The organism is Ruegeria sp. YTSC002 (genome assembly GCF_059609845.1).
This window is the reverse complement of the sequence record NZ_JBXWML010000001.1, coordinates 328,214-345,435: the sequence shown is the minus strand read 5'-3', so window position 1 is coordinate 345,435 and position 17,222 is coordinate 328,214. Positions and strand designations below refer to the sequence as shown.

The 17,222-nt window shown below is 59.1% G+C and carries 15 protein-coding genes and 1 tRNA gene; 7 read left to right on the top strand and 9 right to left on the bottom strand.

The window, feature by feature from the left end:
- The first annotated feature begins 487 nt into the window (after positions 1-487).
- Entirely contained in the window at positions 488-1,105 is a 618-nt protein-coding gene (locus tag AC2FFD_RS01720; RefSeq protein ID WP_496871626.1) for a DUF4329 domain-containing protein, read from the top strand.
- A gap of 566 nt (positions 1,106-1,671) precedes the next feature.
- On the opposite strand, the gene AC2FFD_RS01715 is transcribed toward AC2FFD_RS01720, so the two are convergent.
- From AC2FFD_RS01715 to AC2FFD_RS01700, 4 genes are all read right to left on the bottom strand, one after another.
- The gene (locus AC2FFD_RS01715; protein ID WP_496871624.1) at positions 1,672-1,872 is read right to left on the bottom strand and encodes a hypothetical protein; all 201 of its coding nucleotides are present in this window, start codon (positions 1,870-1,872) and stop codon (positions 1,672-1,674) included.
- Positions 1,873-1,980: 108 nt separating this feature from the next.
- Positions 1,981-2,057: transfer RNA gene (locus AC2FFD_RS01710), tRNA-Met, on the bottom strand.
- A 72-nt stretch (positions 2,058-2,129) separates the two neighbouring features.
- The gene (locus AC2FFD_RS01705) at positions 2,130-3,116 is read right to left on the bottom strand and encodes an alpha/beta fold hydrolase (RefSeq protein ID WP_496871623.1); all 987 of its coding nucleotides are present in this window, start codon (positions 3,114-3,116) and stop codon (positions 2,130-2,132) included.
- Positions 3,117-4,589 (bottom strand): flavin-containing monooxygenase, encoded by a 1,473-nt coding sequence (locus tag AC2FFD_RS01700; RefSeq protein WP_496871622.1) that lies wholly within the window; start codon positions 4,587-4,589, stop codon positions 3,117-3,119.
- Positions 4,590-4,815: 226 nt separating this feature from the next.
- Between AC2FFD_RS01700 and AC2FFD_RS01695 the strand changes: the two genes are divergently transcribed.
- The 4 genes from AC2FFD_RS01695 to AC2FFD_RS01680 all read left to right on the top strand — a co-directional run bounded on the left by AC2FFD_RS01695 (position 4,816) and on the right by AC2FFD_RS01680 (position 9,017).
- Positions 4,816-6,363, top strand: coding sequence for a trimethylamine methyltransferase family protein (locus AC2FFD_RS01695; RefSeq protein WP_496871621.1), 1,548 nt, complete (start codon positions 4,816-4,818; stop codon positions 6,361-6,363).
- Between the two features lie 72 nt (positions 6,364-6,435).
- Complete coding sequence (locus tag AC2FFD_RS01690) at positions 6,436-7,539, top strand: mandelate racemase/muconate lactonizing enzyme family protein (RefSeq protein WP_496871618.1); 1,104 nt, start codon at positions 6,436-6,438, stop codon at positions 7,537-7,539.
- 15 nt (positions 7,540-7,554) lie between these two features.
- Complete coding sequence (locus tag AC2FFD_RS01685) at positions 7,555-8,286, top strand: SDR family NAD(P)-dependent oxidoreductase (protein ID WP_496871616.1); 732 nt, start codon at positions 7,555-7,557, stop codon at positions 8,284-8,286.
- On the top strand, positions 8,283-9,017 hold the full coding sequence (locus AC2FFD_RS01680; protein ID WP_496871614.1) for an SDR family NAD(P)-dependent oxidoreductase: 735 nt from the start codon (positions 8,283-8,285) through the stop codon (positions 9,015-9,017). Before AC2FFD_RS01685 ends, AC2FFD_RS01680 begins: the two co-directional genes overlap by 4 nt.
- A 10-nt stretch (positions 9,018-9,027) precedes the next feature.
- Here AC2FFD_RS01680 and AC2FFD_RS01675 read toward each other — a convergent pair whose 3' ends face one another.
- From AC2FFD_RS01675 to AC2FFD_RS01660, 4 genes are read right to left on the bottom strand one after another with little or no spacing between them, the layout of a single operon-like run.
- Positions 9,028-10,368, bottom strand: a complete 1,341-nt coding sequence (locus AC2FFD_RS01675) for an NAD(P)/FAD-dependent oxidoreductase (RefSeq protein ID WP_496871613.1) — start codon at positions 10,366-10,368, stop codon at positions 9,028-9,030.
- A complete protein-coding gene (locus AC2FFD_RS01670; RefSeq protein WP_480834623.1) occupies positions 10,365-11,861 on the bottom strand; it encodes an aldehyde dehydrogenase in 1,497 nt (498 codons plus the stop codon). Before AC2FFD_RS01670 ends, AC2FFD_RS01675 begins: the two co-directional genes overlap by 4 nt.
- 5 nt (positions 11,862-11,866) lie before the next feature.
- Positions 11,867-12,784: a dihydrodipicolinate synthase family protein gene (locus AC2FFD_RS01665; RefSeq protein WP_496871611.1), complete on the bottom strand. Its 918-nt coding sequence runs from the start codon at positions 12,782-12,784 to the stop codon at positions 11,867-11,869.
- A gap of 7 nt (positions 12,785-12,791) precedes the next feature.
- A complete protein-coding gene (locus tag AC2FFD_RS01660; RefSeq protein WP_496871610.1) occupies positions 12,792-13,502 on the bottom strand; it encodes a GntR family transcriptional regulator in 711 nt (236 codons plus the stop codon).
- Positions 13,503-13,670: 168 nt separating this feature from the next.
- On the opposite strand from AC2FFD_RS01660, the gene AC2FFD_RS01655 reads away from it, so the two are divergent.
- The gene (locus tag AC2FFD_RS01655; protein ID WP_496871609.1) at positions 13,671-14,621 is read left to right on the top strand and encodes a GlxA family transcriptional regulator; all 951 of its coding nucleotides are present in this window, start codon (positions 13,671-13,673) and stop codon (positions 14,619-14,621) included.
- 499 nt (positions 14,622-15,120) lie between these two features.
- Here the strand turns inward: AC2FFD_RS01655 and AC2FFD_RS01650 are convergent, their stop codons facing one another.
- Entirely contained in the window at positions 15,121-15,678 is a 558-nt protein-coding gene (locus tag AC2FFD_RS01650) for a ZrgA family zinc uptake protein (protein WP_170346158.1), read from the bottom strand.
- Positions 15,679-15,927: 249 nt separating this feature from the next.
- Here AC2FFD_RS01650 and AC2FFD_RS01645 point away from each other — a divergent pair, with 249 nt between their 5' ends.
- Positions 15,928-17,199, top strand: a complete 1,272-nt coding sequence (locus AC2FFD_RS01645) for an imelysin family protein (protein WP_496871606.1) — start codon at positions 15,928-15,930, stop codon at positions 17,197-17,199.
- The last annotated feature ends 23 nt before the right edge of the window (positions 17,200-17,222 follow it).

Genomic DNA, 17,222 nt, shown 5'->3' with positions numbered 1-17,222 from the left:
AGCAACTTAGATGCAGGATTTGCTTGGTGTTTTTTGGGTGGCCGCGTTTGTTTGTCTGCTCGTATTCGCCTTCATCGCGGTTTTTAGTTCGGCTGTCCCTGAAACGCACAGGTTGCGAGCAATTGGTTGTGTTGGGTGTTGTTGGCTATGCTGCTGCACCGGTTCTTTCGAAAAGACTAACGGAGCGGAACGGCTTGAGATTTATAGTTGAAACAGGTCGCAGTTGTTAACGTTGTTTGGATTCACAGTAACGTTGATAGCGGCAGGTAGAGCGGCTTATTCGCTGTACATGCAGCGACCGAAGACAACGCAGATAGATTAGTGTCGAACGATAACGCGGACTGGAAAACACTAGGAAGGCGCAAAACGATGTCTAGGAGTATGCAACAGCGATGGATGGATTGCCGTGGTCGCAGTCAGCACCTTTCTTCAAGCTATCCCTACAGCGTTAGCGCTGCTTTAATAAGTTCATAATAAGGAGCAAAACATGATCGAGTTTAGCATTATTGCGTTGTCAGGACTTTGCCTTCTTTTTGCGGCTCGTCAACTTGGTCTTGCAGAAGGCAAATGTGAAGCCGCACGCCGCCTTCGCTATACCTTAGTTGTCTTGATACTCTGGCCACCCGCGGCCACCCTGGCCCAATCACAGGAAGAAATCAGCGTAGCGAAAGCAACACTGTCTAGCCTACAGGGTATTTCTTTCAACAATAACACAGAGTATTGCGGCTACCTTGCATATGACCCAGCCGGGAAACTTGTTGCTACTCCTGCTCAACGTGGCGACAACAAAAGCTGCGTTTGGGATCAAGCAGAAAATGGTTTGGTGCTTGTTTTATCTTACCACACGCACGGGAGGTTCGACCCGGAATATAGTTCGGAAGTTCCAAGCGTTGCAGACATTGAGGCCGATGAAGACGAGGGCATCGACGGCTTTGTGTCAACTCCGGGTGGACGTTTGTGGTACGTCGATACGGAGCGAATGGAAGTGAGACAAATCTGCGATATCGGGTGTTTGCCAAAAGACCCTAGTTTCGTTCCGGGTTTGGAAGGGGAAATCTCATCGGTTTACTCTTATGAAGATCTTCTCGAATACGAGAGTGACTAGTTGGGGCAAAGAGCCCACGAAACCGTTACCTTGCTACGATACTGAAGACTACAAGTAAGAGGATCCGAGGAAGAGAGCGGTTGACACTCGCGTGAACGGTTCTTTTCCCCTCGGACTTTCCTGCGCTGATAACACTCAGTCTTCTTGCTCTTGCGAAGACTGAAGGCCAATCACCATCGTTGTGGAAACAGAAGCTATGTTGGCGTCCTACCCATCCGAAGTGCTGTGTGCAAGGCGGGATGGGCCACTAGCTGCCTTTGCGACATTTTCTTCCATCCTCGCGCAGCAAATCGTAGACGGCACAGTTCGGACGTTCAGTTCCGCTGGGTGAAAAGGGAAAGCGCGGACAAAGTGAAATCTCGCAGCGGCTGCGTCAATCTCAGAAATGATAAACTTCAATAAGTCCTGCCGCACGGATAATGGGCCGACAAAACTTGTGCTCATTTATAGATCGCCGCGAGTTATCCTTGGCTCTGTCCGGGCTCTTTCTTCTATCCGTTCTTCACCAGTTGTGGACGTTCACCAGTTGTCATTGTCCAATAGATTGCCAGATCGAGAAATCAGATCTAGTCGAGGAGCACGTCCGTGGATCTGTACAACGCTTTTTCTATGCCGTCCGAGGCCTCTAAAGCTTGGAAGTGTCCGTCTTGCAGCTTGCAGTTGTCGAGGAAAATCGCGTTGTCCAGCGCTACCGCCAAACCAGCAGCTTGATAATCTACACCGAGCACTAAGCTACTGAATTCCTTAAGTGATCCATTTTGAATCATTTTTCCTTCCAATTGGTTTTGAAAACCCAAGTGGTGGTAATAATGGCAGGGCAACCTAAAGACAGAACATGAATTGCTTCTGAAATCAGATGTTGGACTTGAGAGATTTGGTAGCGGAGGAGGGACTTGAACCCCCGACACGCGGATTATGATTCCGCTGCTCTAACCAACTGAGCTACTCCGCCTTGAGTGAGAGGCGATTTAAGCGAGGGGCCCGGGAGGGTCAAGAGGGAAATCAACCAACCCGAAGATTTCTTTCACGCCTGCTCATATGGCGTGTCCTGCAAGGAAGTCAGGGGGGATGTGGCCGCTTCGGTCATCCTGCGGATGAAGGCGGCGCAAATTTCGGGCTCTGTAATCGGAATCATGTGGCCGAACCCGTCCAGCTCTTCGTAACTCAGCCCGAATTCGGTCATTGTCGGCCCGTGCAGCGGCGGCGACAGTATCGCGTCCTGGCGGCCATACAAGATGCCCCCTGGGACGGTCAGATTAGGATAGCGCGCGACCTGCGCGTTGATACTGGCATCGACGCCAGCAACGTCCTGAGAGGCCGTGACAAAGGCGGAAGGCCGCAGGCCAAGCGCGCCACCTGCCCGGTCCAGAAAGTCATCAGGCGGGGTTTCCGGGGCAAACGCGGCGCTCAGCGTGTGCGGCGCGGTTTTGGACGCAAGGGGAACGGCAAGCGTGTTGCCGATCAGGCTGCGCATCCATTCGGAGCGGATCTCAAGCGGTTTGAAGATCGCCGGGGTTTCGGGCAGTTTATGCGTCAGCGGCGCCAGCAGCGCCAGACCGGCGACCCGGGCCGGGTGGTCCAGTGCCATCGCCAGTGAAACCGCGCCCCCCAGTGAATGGCCGACCAGAACGGCGCGGTCCACGCCTTTTTTGTCCAGAAACTCGGCAATCATGCCTGCCTGGTGGGGCAATTGCGCCAGCTCGGCCGTATCGCGCGTTGAATACCCGCATCCCGGCCGGTCCAGCGCGATAACGTGGTAATCGTCGGCCAGAAGATCCACCAGCGCATAGGTAAAGTGCTGTAACTGCCCGGCCAGGCCGTGGATCATAACGATGGTCTGCGCCTCGGGGTTTCCCTTTTCCACATAGTGGATGCTGCCGCCATGAACGGGTGTGATCTGACCCAGCGGCGGCACGGTTTCAAGACCGCGGCGGGTAATTTTCCGTGTCCACAGGTTCATGACAAACAGGAAGGCGACAAGGACGGCGATTGTGATCAGAACGGTTGTCATTCAGCTTTCTCCATTGCCAAGGGCGGCGGGTCTGTATTGTTCCAACCCCGATTGTGCCATGCGTTTCTGAAACTCAGCAACGGTGCCGGGCCACAAGGTCGTGTTGCGGCCTTCCGCATCCATGTACCAGGATGTACAGCCCCCGGCCTGCCAGACGCCTTCCGCGTGGCGGTCGTGCATTTCCCGTATGAACGCCGCCTGTTTGGCGGCGTCAGGAGTGATCGCGGACAGCCCTTCGCGCTGCATCTCGCTCAGGACCCGGCCAATATGGCCAACCTGGGCCTCGATCATCAGCACGACCGAGTTATGCCCCAGCCCGGTATGCGGCCCCAGAAGCAGGAAGAAATTGGGAAAACCCGCAACTGCGGTACCCAGATGCGCGCACATGCCATCCGACCAGGCAGAGCGCAGCGTCAGCCCGCCTGTTCCGGTAATGTCCAGACGTTCGACCACGTCGGTTACGTGAAACCCGGTGCCCCAGATCAAGACATCCGCCTTGGTCCGGGTGCCGTCTGCCGCGATGACCGTGTCGCCTTCGATACGGGCGACGCCCTTCGGAACAACACTGACATCGTCGCGGGCCAGGGTCGGGTACCAATCGTTCGAACTCAGGATACGTTTGCAGCCGATCCGGTAGTCGGGGGTCAGACTCCGCCGTTCGGCCGGATCGGTGATGGCGCGTTCCAATGCCTTTCGCCACATTTTCAAGGCAAAATTCACCGCGCGTTCCTCACCGCGAAACACGCGGTGGCGAAATTCGAAGATCATGAATATCAGCTTGCGCCGAATGCGGGGCAAAATGGGAAACCGGGCGTAAAGGCTGCGCACCCAGGGCGCAATCGGGCCGTCCGGGCGCGGCATCACGTAAGGCGCACTGCGCTGAAAGATCGTGACATGGCCTGCAATCCTGGCGATCTCGGGTACAAACTGAACGGCGGATGCGCCGGTTCCAACGACCGCCACGCGCTTGCCGGTCAGATCGACATCGTGATTCCATTCGGCCGAGTGGAAACTGGGCCCCGAAAAACTGTCGGCACCGGGGATATCCGGGATGCTGGGATAATGAAGTGCGCCAATGGCCGAGACCAGAAACCGCGCCGACCAGTGCTGGCCATCCATCGTTTCCACTTGCCAGCGCGTTCCATCCCACCTGGCCGATTTCAGCTCTTGCCCGAAATGGCACAGGTCATACAACCCTTCCTGACGCGCGACATTTTGCAGATAAGCCTGGATTTCCGCGCCACCGGCATATGCGCGGCTCCAATGCGGGTTGAGATGGGTCGCCATGGAATACAGATGCGACGGCACATCACAGGCGACACCGGGATAGGTATTTTCGCGCCATGTCCCCCCGATATCATCGGCCTTTTCCAAAATCGCGATATCCTTGATGCCGCGCTTGCGTGCCTCAAGCGCCATCGTCAGCCCGGCAAACCCGGCCCCGACGATCAGCATCTGTGTTCTGTGGTGCATGAGTGAGTGCCTTCTGAAACAACCCTGCGTTTATCTGTTGCAGATGTATGCACTTGTCTGGCTGTGAAGTAGGTCACACAGACAACAATGACCCGGCGTCTTTTCGTTACGCAGGGACAAAATTATTTGGAATGACCCGTGTCGCTTATTGCAAGCACATATCGCAATCAGAGAGGTGGTTGCGCCGCGAATCCGTCAGTTTGTTTCAAAATTGGAGGATTGCCCCTTGACCACTCGCACTGCCACGCGTTCCGGCGGACGTTCTGCCCGCCGCGCCCAACGCACCGCTTTGAATTTCGACATGCTGCCGGGCCTGACCCGAGGCATTCCCGTTTGCGAAGTCATGGACGCAACCCAGGTTGAGCGCATCGACAATGCGGCGATGGACATCCTGGAAAATGTCGGCGTTCAGTTCCGCGACCCCATCGCGCTGGAAGACTGGAAAAAAGCCGGTGCCAAGGTTGACGGCGAACTGGTCTATCTGGACCGCAATATGGTACGCGAGCTGATCTCGACCATTCCGGCGCAGTTCACCTATCACGCGCGCGATCCGAAAAAGAACCTGGCGCTGGGGGGCAAGCACGCGATCTTCGTGCCGATGACCGGCGCGCCGTTCCTGCGCGATCTGGACGATGTACGCCGCAACCCGACGCTGGATGATCTGGCGATGTTCCACAAGCTGTCGCACATGATGCCGGCGCTGCACAGCTCGGCCCATCACATTGTCGAGCCCTACGACCACCCGATCAGCCAGCGGCACCTGCGCATCACCTATTCGTCGATGAAATACTCGGACAAGACCTTCATGGGCATGACCACCTCGCCCAGGAATGCCGAGGATGTGATGGATATGTGCGATATCCTGTTCGGCGAAGGGTTCATTGACGATCATCCGGTCACCACCGGCAACTGCAACGGCAACAGCCCTCTGGTGTGGGATGAAACCATGCTGGGTGCGATGCGCGCCTTCTGCCGCCGCAATCAGCCGGTTCTGTGCTCGCCCTTTGTGCTGGGTGGCGCGAACACCCCGGCATCGGTGCCCGCGACCGTGGCGCAGCTGACCGCCGAGGCGCTTTCGGCGCTGGCCTATACGCAGGTGATCCGCAAGGGCTGCCCTGCGATCTGGGGGCATTACCTGTCGACCGTTTCGATGAAATCCGGCGCGCCGATGGCCGGCACGCCCGAGATCAGTCTGATGAACTTCATGATCGGCCAAATGGCGCGCTTTTACGACGTACCGTGGCGCACTTCGAACACTTTGGGCGGGGCCAAGACCTTTGATGCACAGGCCGGGTACGAATCCGCCACGACGCTCAGCGCGGTCATTCACGCCGGGGCCAATTATATCTGGCATTCGGCAGGCTGGAACGAGGCGGGCATGCATTGTTCGGTCGCCAAGTTCATCGTCGACGCCGAACAATGCGCGATGGCTTACCGGATGGCGGAAGGCCCAAAGTGGCACGATTTCGATCAGGCCCTGGCAGCGGTCCCCGATGTGGGTCCCGGCGGGCATTACCTGGGTCATCCGCACACGCAGGACAACTTTCAGACCGCGTTCTTCATGCCGGAGCTGTTCGACAACAACTCGATCGAACAATGGGTCGCCGAAGGCGAAGTTGAGATCACCGAACGCGCCCTGAAACATGCGCGGAACCTGTTGGCTGAATATGAAGAACCAAAGCTGGACGAGGCCAGGAACGAGGCCCTTCTGGACTATATCGCCCGCCGCGAAAGGGAAATCCCGGCGGCGGACGAGTTGAACCAAACATATTGATCCACACTCCCCGTACTTGCCCACCCGTCATCCGGGTGGGCCCTTTTTTCCGGTCAGGACACCTAAACCAAGATGAAGATCGCCGAACTACATATCTACACCCACGACCTGCCGGTCAAAAACGGGCCCTATACCATGGCCAACGCTCAGGTCTGGGCGCTGGATACCACGCTGGTCAAAATCGTGTCGGACAACGGTCTGGTCGGCTGGGGCGAGACCTGCCCGGTTGGCCCGACCTATGCCGAGGCGCACGCCACCGGGGCGCGCGCCGCTCTGGTCGAAATGGCCCCGGGCCTGATCGGAACAGAGGTCCTGCCTCTGGCCTTGCATCGCCGGATGGATGGGCTGTTGAACGGTCATGGCTATGCCAAGGCGGCCATAGACATTGCGGTGCACGACCTGCTTGGCAAACATTTGGGCGTTCCGGTTTCCGATTTGCTGGGCGGAGCGGTTTCGGACAAGGTGCCGTCCTATTATGCCACGGGCGTCGGCGCACCCGACGACATCGCGAAACTGGCTGCCGAGAAAATGGCCGAAGGTTACCCGCGTCTGCAAATCAAGGTCGGAGGTCGCCCGGTCGAGATCGACATCGAAACCATTCGAAAGGTCTGGGACGTGGTCAAGGGATCGGGCATGCGTCTGGCCGTTGACGGCAACCGGGGCTGGACCACACGAGACGCCCTGCGGGTCAGCCGCGAGTGCCCCGAAATCCCCTTCGTCATGGAACAGCCCTGCAACACAATCGAAGATCTGAAAAAGATCCGGCCTCAGGTCACGCATGGTATCTACATGGATGAAAACAGCACCAGCCTGAACACCGTGATCTCGGCGGCGGGCACCGGTCTGGTCGACGGGTTCGGCATGAAAGTCACCCGCATCGGCGGCCTGCATCCGATGCGCGCCTTCCGCGATATCTGCGAGGCGTGCAACCTGCCCCATACCTGCGATGACAGCTGGGGCGGGGATATCATCGCCGCTGCATGCACCCATATCGGTGCAACCGTTCGGCCCGACCTGCTGGAAGGCGTCTGGCTGGCTGCGCCATATATCGAAGGCAACTACGATCCCGAAAACGGCATCCGGATCGAGGCCGGGCATATCGCGCTGCCAACCGGGCCGGGGCTGGGCGTGGTTCCTGATGAAAGCCTGCTCGGCACACCTGTCGCATCGTTCTAAAAAATGGATGACGTTATGAACCTGAAAGGAAAATCGGCTCTGGTCACTGGCGCGGCTGGCGGCATCGGGGCGTCAATCGTTCAACGCCTGCGCAACGCCGGGGCGCGGGTCGCCGTCGCCGACCGGGCTGTCGATGCCATCGAGGCCGAGGCATATCTGCCCGGTGATCTGCTTGTTCCCGAATATGCAGACCAGCTGCCCGGCGCAGCCGCGTCCGCATTGGGCGGGCTTGACATCGTGATCAACAATGCGGGCGTCATCACGCGCGGTTCGGTCACGGATACGTCTGATGCAGATTGGTCCTTGTCGCTGGGTGTCAATGTCGAAGCCCCTTTCCGCATTTGCCGTGCGGCAATTCCGATCATGGCGGACGCTGGCGGCGGGGCCATCGTCAACACCGCGTCCTGCTGGGGGCTGCGCCCCGGCCCCAATCATGCGGTCTATTGCATGACCAAGGCGGCCATCGCGTCCCTGACCCAGTGCATGGGCATGGATCACGCCCATCAGGGTATCCGCATCAACGCGGTATGCCCGAATGAGGTGAATACCCCGATGCTGCGATCAGGCTTTGAAAAGCGCGGCTTTGACCCCGATACGGCTGTAGCCGAGTTGGGCCAGACCGTGCCGCTGGGCCGGATCGCCGAGCCCGAGGACATCGCCGACGTCATCATGTTCCTGGTCTCGGACGCGTCGCGCTATGTTTGCGGCACGCTCGTCGAGGTGAACGGAGGAAAACCGGTATCATGAGGCGGTTCGACGGAAAGGTGGCACTAGTCACCGGCGGGCGCAGCGGCATCGGCAAGGCCATTGCCCGGCGTTTGCACGACGAAGGCGCACGGGTCTTTACCGCCCAACGTGGTGAGGACACCGAATTCCACGGCATCGCTGCGGATTTCACCCTTCCCGACAGCCCGGCACAGGTGGTCGGCGAAGTGATCGCGAAAACCGGGCGTCTGGACGTGCTGGTCAACAACGCTGGGATGATGCAGGAAGCAACGGTCGAAGCAATGAGCATTGAGGGCTGGCATCTCAACCTGACGGTGAACCTGACCGCCCCGTTCCTGATGATCAAAGCCGCGCTGCCGCATCTGCGTCAGACCAAGGGAAGCATCGTCAACACCGGATCCATCGAAGGCCTGGGCAGCAATCCGGGTCACGCCGCCTATTGCGCATCAAAGGCAGGGTTGCACGGCCTGACCCGCGCCGTTGCCGTGGATCACGGGGGCGAAGGTATCCGCTGCAACGCCGTCGCGCCCGGTTGGATCGATACCGAGTTGAACGAGGATTTCATCGAATCCATGCCCGACCCGTCCGCATTCCGTCGCGACATCGCCAAGATCCACCCGGTGGCCCGAACGGGGCGGCCTGAAGAAGTTGCCGCGCTCGTCGCGTTTCTGGCGTCCGGGGATGCGGGTTTCATCACCGGGCAGGTCTTTACGATAGACGGTGGGCGCATGGCCAAGCTGAGCTTGCCCTGATGCCCACGCGTCATTCCTTGCCGGACCGCCATTCTTTCCAGATCAGATAGCTGTTCGCCCCAAGCGAGGCGAAGGGCTCGGGCGGCAATCGCGGAAGGTCCGGCTGCGCCAGAAAGTGATCCGCGATCTCTGATCCGCCTTGCAGCGCCAGCTCTGCGATGCCCATGCCTTGCAGGGTGCCACGGGCGATGCCCAGGCCATTCTGACAGCAGGCCGAGAACACGCCATCCTCCAATTCGCCGAACGCTGCGGATCCGTTGCGGCTGAGGCACAGCATCCCGGCCCAGCGATGCTCCATCCGAACATCCGACAGATGCGGAAAGCGTTCCCGGAACTTGCGGTCATGCACCCAGCCGGCATTGCGCAACCGCATCGGGCTGGTCTCGATCGTCGGGTGAAAACTGGATCCGGTGCGGATCAGGATACGATCGCCGTAGCTGCCGGAAATGCGCCGGACCGAGGTGCCCATCGGATCCGCCGGGGTCACCGACCAGCGCGGTTGCCCGCCCAGTGCCTTGATCTGTGCCTCGGTCAGCGGGGCCGTGATCGAGGCGTAGAGGCAGATATGCATCAATTGCCGTTGGTAGAACCCGAAGCTTTCCAGATGGCCATTGTTGGCCAGAACGATCCGCCCGGTGCTGACTTTGGCCTTGGCAGTGTTGACCACCCAGCCTGCGCCCTGCTTTTCAAAGCTGATGACTGGCGCGTTCTCGAATACGTTGATTTGGCCAGCCAGTTGGCCCGACAACGCCCGTACATAGGCTGCGGGCTGGATCATCACCGTCCCCGGCGCAAACAGCCCCGAAACATAATGCGGGCTGCCCGTGATCTCTTGCATCTGCTTTTGGTCATACAGCGTGTGCGGCTCACCCAGTTTGGTCAGATGCTCGGCGAAGGCGCGGTTATGGGCGTCTCCTGCCCGTGTGGCGGCCGCATTGTATTTTCCGCAAGGGTCGAACAATTCCGGCGGCAGGTCGCAATCGGCGGCGACCTCGGTCGCGAAAGCGATGGCCTTGCGGTTCAGGACAATGGCGGCGCGATCCGCGTCCAGCCCATCGCCTGCGTAATTGTCCGAGGCCAGATCATGCGGCAGGTCGATCATGAACCCCGAATTCCGCCCCGCCGAGCCATCGGCAAATCGGCCCGCTTCCAACAGGGCGATCTTCAGCGAAGGGTCCAGTTGGTGCAATCGTCGCGCCGCCGTCAGCCCGGCAAACCCTCCGCCGACAATGGTGATGTCGGCGGTCAGGTCCTGTTCGAGCACCGGCAGAGGGTCCTGGGGCGGCAGGATGGCATTCCACCCCGCCGGACCGGTCTGCCGCGGCAGTCTTTTGGCCTCGTATCGTGTCAATCCACGGCCTCGTCGGCATCGTCTGCAAGATCGATCCAGATGGTTTTCAGCTGGGTGTACTGATCATGCGCATGGATCGAGTTGTCGCGCCCGCCAAAGCCCGATTGCTTGAACCCGCCAAACGGCGTGGTGATGTCGCCTTCGCCAAAGCTGTTGACGGTCACGGTGCCCGCCCGGATGGCCCGCGCGCCGCGAATGGCCCGTTTGGCGTTGGCGGTGAAGATCGAGGCACACAAGCCATAGTCGGTGTCATTGGCGATCTTGATGGCCTCGTCAAAGCCCGACACTTCGATCACCGACAGGACCGGGCCGAAGATCTCCTCTCGGGCGAGCACGGCGTCATTGCCCGGCACTTCGACGACGGTGGCCTCGACAAAGCCTTTATCGGCCTTGCCGCCGATCACCACGTTCTGGGCCTGATCGAGATATCCGCAGACCTTGTTGTAATGCCCTTCGCTGACCAGCGCGCCCATGCGGGTTTCAGGATCCAGCGGGTCGCCGATGTTCCACTGTTTGGCGTGATGCGCGATGCGGTCCAGCAGTTCGGCTTTCACGTCTTTGTGCACGATCAGGCGCGACGAGGCCGAGCAGTTCTCGCCCATGTTCCAGAACGCACCGTTCACCACATGCGCCGCCACCCGGTCGAGGTTTTCGGCGTCGTCCATGACGATGGCAGGGTTCTTGCCGCCCATCTCAAGCACCACTTCCTTGGCGTTGCTTTCCGCCGAATAGGTCAGGAAACGTTTGCCCGTCACCGTCGAGCCGGTGAAGGACACCATGTCGATATCCATGTGCCGCCCGATGGGTTCGCCCACGTCGGCACCGCCACCCGGCACGATGTTCAGCACGCCGCGGGGAAGGCCAGCCTCCATCGCCAGTTCGGCCATACGCAGCGCGGTCAGTGTGGTTTCAGCCGCGGGTTTCACAACCACTGAACATCCCGCCGCCAGTGCCGGCCCGATCTTCCACGCCAGCATCAGCAGGGGGAAGTTCCATGGCAGCACCAGCCCCACGACCCCGATCGGCTCACGCAGGACCATGGCGATATGGTCGTCGCTGGCAGGTGAGACCTGATCGTAGATCTTGTCGATCGCCTCGGCATGCCATTTCAGGCAGTGGATGGTTTCGGGCACGTCCACGGTTTCACAGTCATAGATGGTCTTGCCACTGTCGAGGCTTTCCATCACCGCCAGTTCGCGGGCATTGCGGGTTATCAGCTTGGCCAACCGGATCAGCACGTCCTTGCGCTCGGACGGGTGCAGTTTCGACCAGCGGCCATCGTCGAAGGCCTCACGCGCTTTTTCGACTGCAAAATCCACATCCGCCGCACCGCAGGATGCGATATCGGCAAGCTTGGCGCCGGTGGCCGGGTTCACGGTTGCAAACGTCTCACCCGAGATCGCCGGGCGGAATGCTCCGTCGATGAACGCCCCGGTCGGCAGGGTCAGGCCCGCGGCGATGGATTTGTATTCGTCCTGTGTCAGCAGATCCATGTCTCTTACCCTTCCGCCACGATGTCGGCGATTGTCTTTTTCAGCACGCGCGTGACCTGTTCCAGCGCGCGTTTGTCGTCCTTGTTCAGGCCCTTCAACGGAGGCCGCATGGCGCCGGCATCAATCCCGTTCATGGTGACGCCATGCTTGATGGTCTGGATGAACTTGCCACCCTGCTCCAGCACCCGCATCAGCGGCATCATCGCGGACATGATCCGGCGGCCTTTGTTGAAATTCCCTTCGATCACGCAGGCCTGATACAGCGCCACATGTTCGGCAGGCAGGAAGTTGGACCCGCCGCACACCCAGAACGGCGCACCCCAGGCGAAGAATTCCAGCGCCTGATCATCCATGCCGCAGCCAAGCTGGATATGCGGATAGTCGCGGGCCAGCAAATGCACCCGGTTGATATCGCCCGAGCTTTCCTTGATGCCGCAGAAATTCCGGCTGCGGCCCACACGGTCAAGGAACTCTTCGCCCATCATCGTACCGGTGCGGTGCGGGTAGTTGTACAGCATCACAGGCAGATCGGCGGCCTTGTCGATGGCCAGTGCATTCAGCGCGTTTTCCCTATCAGTCGGCACCGAATATGGCGGGCTGGCAAGCAGGATTGCGTCTGCGCCGATCTTACGTGCGCCCGAAGCCAGAGCAATAGAATCCGGCGTCAGCATCGCGCCTGTGCCAACCACCAATGGCAACCGGCCCTTCAACTGCTTCTGCGTGAACCGGGCCAGTTCCAGCCGTTCTTCCACAGTCTGCGCATAGTTCTCACCGGTCGAACCACCCGAGATCAGGCCATGCACGCCATTCTCGATCAGGTATTCGATCACGTCGGACAAGGCGTCCCAATTCACGCTGCCATCGTCGTGATAGGGCGTGACCACGGGGGTATAGATCCCCTCAAACTTGAAAATCGGGTTCATTCCGTCCTCATGCAGGTTTCGAAAGAGGCGGGACGCCCATCGGGACATCCAGCGCGTCAGGCATCACGAACATCTCGATCTGATCGCGTGACAGGTTCCAGTGGTCTTCGGCCAGCCTGGCCGCCGTCGCTTCATCGCGCGCCTCGATGGCTGCGATGATCGCGTCATGCTGCTGGCTGGCCAGCGACAGGTTTTCCGACATTTCGCCAGTCTGTGGCCGATAGAACGTCATACCGATCCGGGCGTGATCGATCAGCAGCCGGTTGAACGACGGCAGCAGGTAGACATTGCCGGACATTTCGCCCGTCACGTCATGATAGCGGTTGTTGGCCAAGGCACGGTCCTCGCCGGACCCGGACCGAAGGGCCGCCTTGAACGCCTGCTGGGCCTCTTTCAAATCATCAATCTGGGCGTTCGTCGCATTCAAAGCCGCCAAACGCAGGATTGCTCCGTATACCATGGGCGCGGCAAGGAAGAAGTCGCGCAGGGTGGTGTAGGACATCTCGGAAACCCGGGCGCTGCGGTTTGTCCGCAGATCCAGATAGCCTTCGCCGGCCAACTGTCGAAACACCTCGCGCAGCGGCGTGCGCGACAAGCCGAATTCCTCTGACAAATGCGCCTCGTCCAGATCGGCGCCCGGGCGCAGGCGCAGCGTCAGGATGGACACTCTCAGGTGCTCTCTCAGCGCGCTTTTACGAGACTTGGCTTCGTCTTTCATGCTTTGGCCTCATCCTTCTGTTCGGCGACCGCGGTCGAATCGCGTGCGGTCACGGTTTTGTATTCTATGAAAATACAACTTGTATACAATAAAAAATCGTGCAGCATAAGAGCCTGCGAAATAGACTCATGTTCTGGGCTTTGTCCCAGCTTGCAAACGGTACTGCTCATGCCTCAGACGCGGCACATCACGTTCATCCTTGTCGAGGAATTCTCGCACCTTGCGTTTTCATGCGCGGTCGAACCCTTGCGGATCGCCAATCTTGTGAGCGGCGAAGAACTGTACCGCTGGTCCTTTGTGTCCGAACATGGCGAGCAGGCCGTGTGCTCGAACGGATCCGTCACGCTGATGCATTCCGGTCTTCAGGGTCTGGCCAAATGTGATCAGCTGTTTGTTCTGTCGGGCATTCACATGCGTGACCACGTCACCCTCCCTCTGCTTGCAACCCTGCGCCGCGAACGTGCGCGTGGCACGAAAATCGGCGCCCTGTGCTCGGGGGCGTGGGTGCTGGCCGAGGCTGGTTTTCTCGACGGAATGCAGGCGGCGATCCACTGGGAGTACCACGACGCGTTCATGGAGGCCTTTCCCGAGGTCAATCTGGTGCGCAGCGTGTTCGTGGCCGACGAAAAGCACATTACCGCATCTGGCGGGACCGCAACGGCGGATCTGTTGCTGCACCTGATCGAACGCGACCACGGCGAGGAACTGGCCATCGATGTGGCGGATCAGATGGTCTATAACGCGGTACGCAATGCCACGGCCAAACAACGGGTTTCCCTGCAATCACGCAACGGAATGCGCAATGCGCACCTGGCAAAGGCGATCACCATCATGCAGGACAGTATCGAAACCCCGGTTTCGCCTTCGTTCATTGCAGAAGAGCTTGGCATTTCAACCCGACAGCTTGAGCGGTTGTTTGGCAAATACCTCAACACGTCGCCCAAGAAATATTTCATGGAAATGCGGCTGGAGCGCGCCCAGAAATTGTTGCTTCAGACCGAAGCATCCGTCACCGAGGTTGCCGTGGCCTGCGGCTTTGAAAACCCGGGCCATTTTTCGCGCGTCTACCGGTCAAGCTTTGGCGTTACCCCGCACGCGCAGCGCAACAAGATCGACTGACATTGTCTGGTGGTGGGTCTGGCGGTGGGTCTGGCGGTGGATTTGCCCTGACCTGTACGGCAGGGGATGCCGCGATTCACCGGCCCAAAACGGGCCTGAACGGGCATCCCCCTAACCCTGCCGAGATACCCCCTCATTAAAACCGGACTAGTCAACAGATCGACAGGATGATGTACCAATAGATTTGGATATTGGCATAAGTTTTGCGAGAACTTGTCATCCATGCGATTCTTGTGCCCTTATTCGTTAATCTTTGCCTCAATTGGAGATTTGTGATTCAGCGGAATCCGGCAGCCTTAAGGATCATGACATCTTGCAAATAAACTATAATTCATGGGCTTCACTCATTGCCGCATTCAGGGACCGCACTGGGAAACAATCTGCTTCGATCTGAGGTGTTCGTTTTCTGCCCGGTGCCCCAGGGATGGACGGGGCAATCTTGGCTCGACAGCTTCGGCTGCTTGCCTGACACCGCCCAACAGGCGCTCAAGCGCCATCTCTAACGGATTTGCGTCATATCCAGCCTGGGCGCGGCGCGCGTGATTTCATGGGTGCTGTTCTCCGCGCCTGCTCCGACGCGAAGGTTCAGCTTCCTTGTCCCGCTGAACCGCTGGAAATACGCAAATTCTATCGCGTTCAGCGCATCCATATCCTGACATTGAACAACGTAGTCAGCCTGAAATTCCGAATGTTCTCCCGCCGTGGATGACGTGCCCCCCTCGCCCGCGGTGTCCTGCTGCCCCGGGACATCATGCGTCAGGATCACGTTTGCAGACGCAGTAAAGCACACGGCCTCGGGCGGGACGACAAACAGGTCCAGCGGCTTGGACAGTTCGGAAATCGCGATGGCGACACGCGTGCGCTCGTCATCACTGGCTACCGGGGTCTCGAACCCGATGATGTCAATGCTTGGAACCCTGAGGGACAGCGAAAATCCCGTGTCCGTGAGCACGATTTCCAATTGACCGGACCCATGGTGATGGGTGGACGTGATCTGCGTCGCCTGAGCAGCAAGAGCTGCCGGAAAGAGAGACAAGGCCAGAACAGAGCACTTCATTAACCAACAACCGCCTTAAACAGAATCACACCAGTGATTTTAACGCGAATCACCTGCCACGCAATGCTATCCCTCGGATCGGAGCCCGCCAGATATGGGGAGGCTTGTTGGGTTCAACAGCCCCCGCCTATATCTGACAATAAAACTCAGGTTGACATTGCCGACTAAATAACTCAGTTATTTCTTCGCGAAACCCGCGGGGCATTCCCGCACGATCCGACAGTTCTGACAGGAAAGCACCGAACTCCTATGACCAAGTTATTCACCACTGCCAGCGCCCTGACGTTCTGCATGGCAACCGCCGCGATCTCGGGTGATGCCCCCACCAAGGCGGATGTACTGAACACCTATGCCAATATTGCGGAAGCCAAATTTGAGGACAGCCTGATTTCAGCCAGGAAATTGCAGGATGCGGTCAACGCACTGATCGCCGATCCGTCGGACGCAACGCTGAACGCGGCGCGCGCGGCCTGGGTTGCTGCCCGTGTTCCCTATCAGCAAACGGAAGTCTATCGCTTCGGCAATGCCATCGTTGATGACTGGGAAGGCAAGGTGAACGCCTGGCCCTTGGACGAAGGTCTGATCGACTATGTTGACGCGGCCTATGGCGGCGCGACGGACGAAAACGAGTTTGCCGTGCTGAACGTCATCGCCAACCCCAGCTTCCAACTGTCGGGCGAGACCATTGATGCCAGCGAAATCACCCCCGAACTGCTGAGCGACACCTTGCACGAAGCCGATGGTATCGAGGCGAATGTGGCAACCGGCTATCACGCCATCGAGTTCCTTCTGTGGGGCCAGGACATGAACGGCCATGGCGCTGGCGCCGGCAACCGCCCGGCCACCGATTATGCGCAGGGCGAGGACTGTACCGGCGGCCATTGCGACCGTCGTGCGCAATACCTGAGCGCTGCGACCGAACTGCTGGTCAGCGACTTGGCCTGGATGGCGGATCAGTGGAAAGACGGCGGAGCGGCGCGCGCAGCCTTGATGGAGAACGAAGCAGAAGGTGTCAGCGCGATCCTGACCGGCATGGGCTCTCTCTCCTATGGTGAGCAAGCCGGTGAACGGATGCGCCTTGGCCTGATGCTGAACGATCCCGAAGAAGAACATGACTGCTTTTCTGACAACACCCACAACAGCCATTACTATGACGGGTTGGGCATCCAGAACGTCTATCTGGGCAGCTATACCCGCATAGATGGCACCCCGGTTTCGGGCGCATCTCTGGCCGATCTGGTCATCGCCACCGATCCGGCGCTGGATACCGAGATGAAAGCGAAACTGGCCGCCACCATGCAGGCCCTGGGCAAGATCAAGACAACAGCCGAGGCAGGATTTGCCTATGACCAGATGCTTGAGCGCGGCAACAAAGGCGGTGAGGCCCTGATCATGGGCGGCGTCAACGGCCTGATCGATCAGACCAAGACCATCGAGCGCATCGTAACCGCGCTGGAGCTGGACGGGGTCGCGTTTGAAGGGTCGGACAGCCTGGACAACCCGGACGCCGTCTTTCACTAACCCCAAGCGGGCCGGAGAGGGTT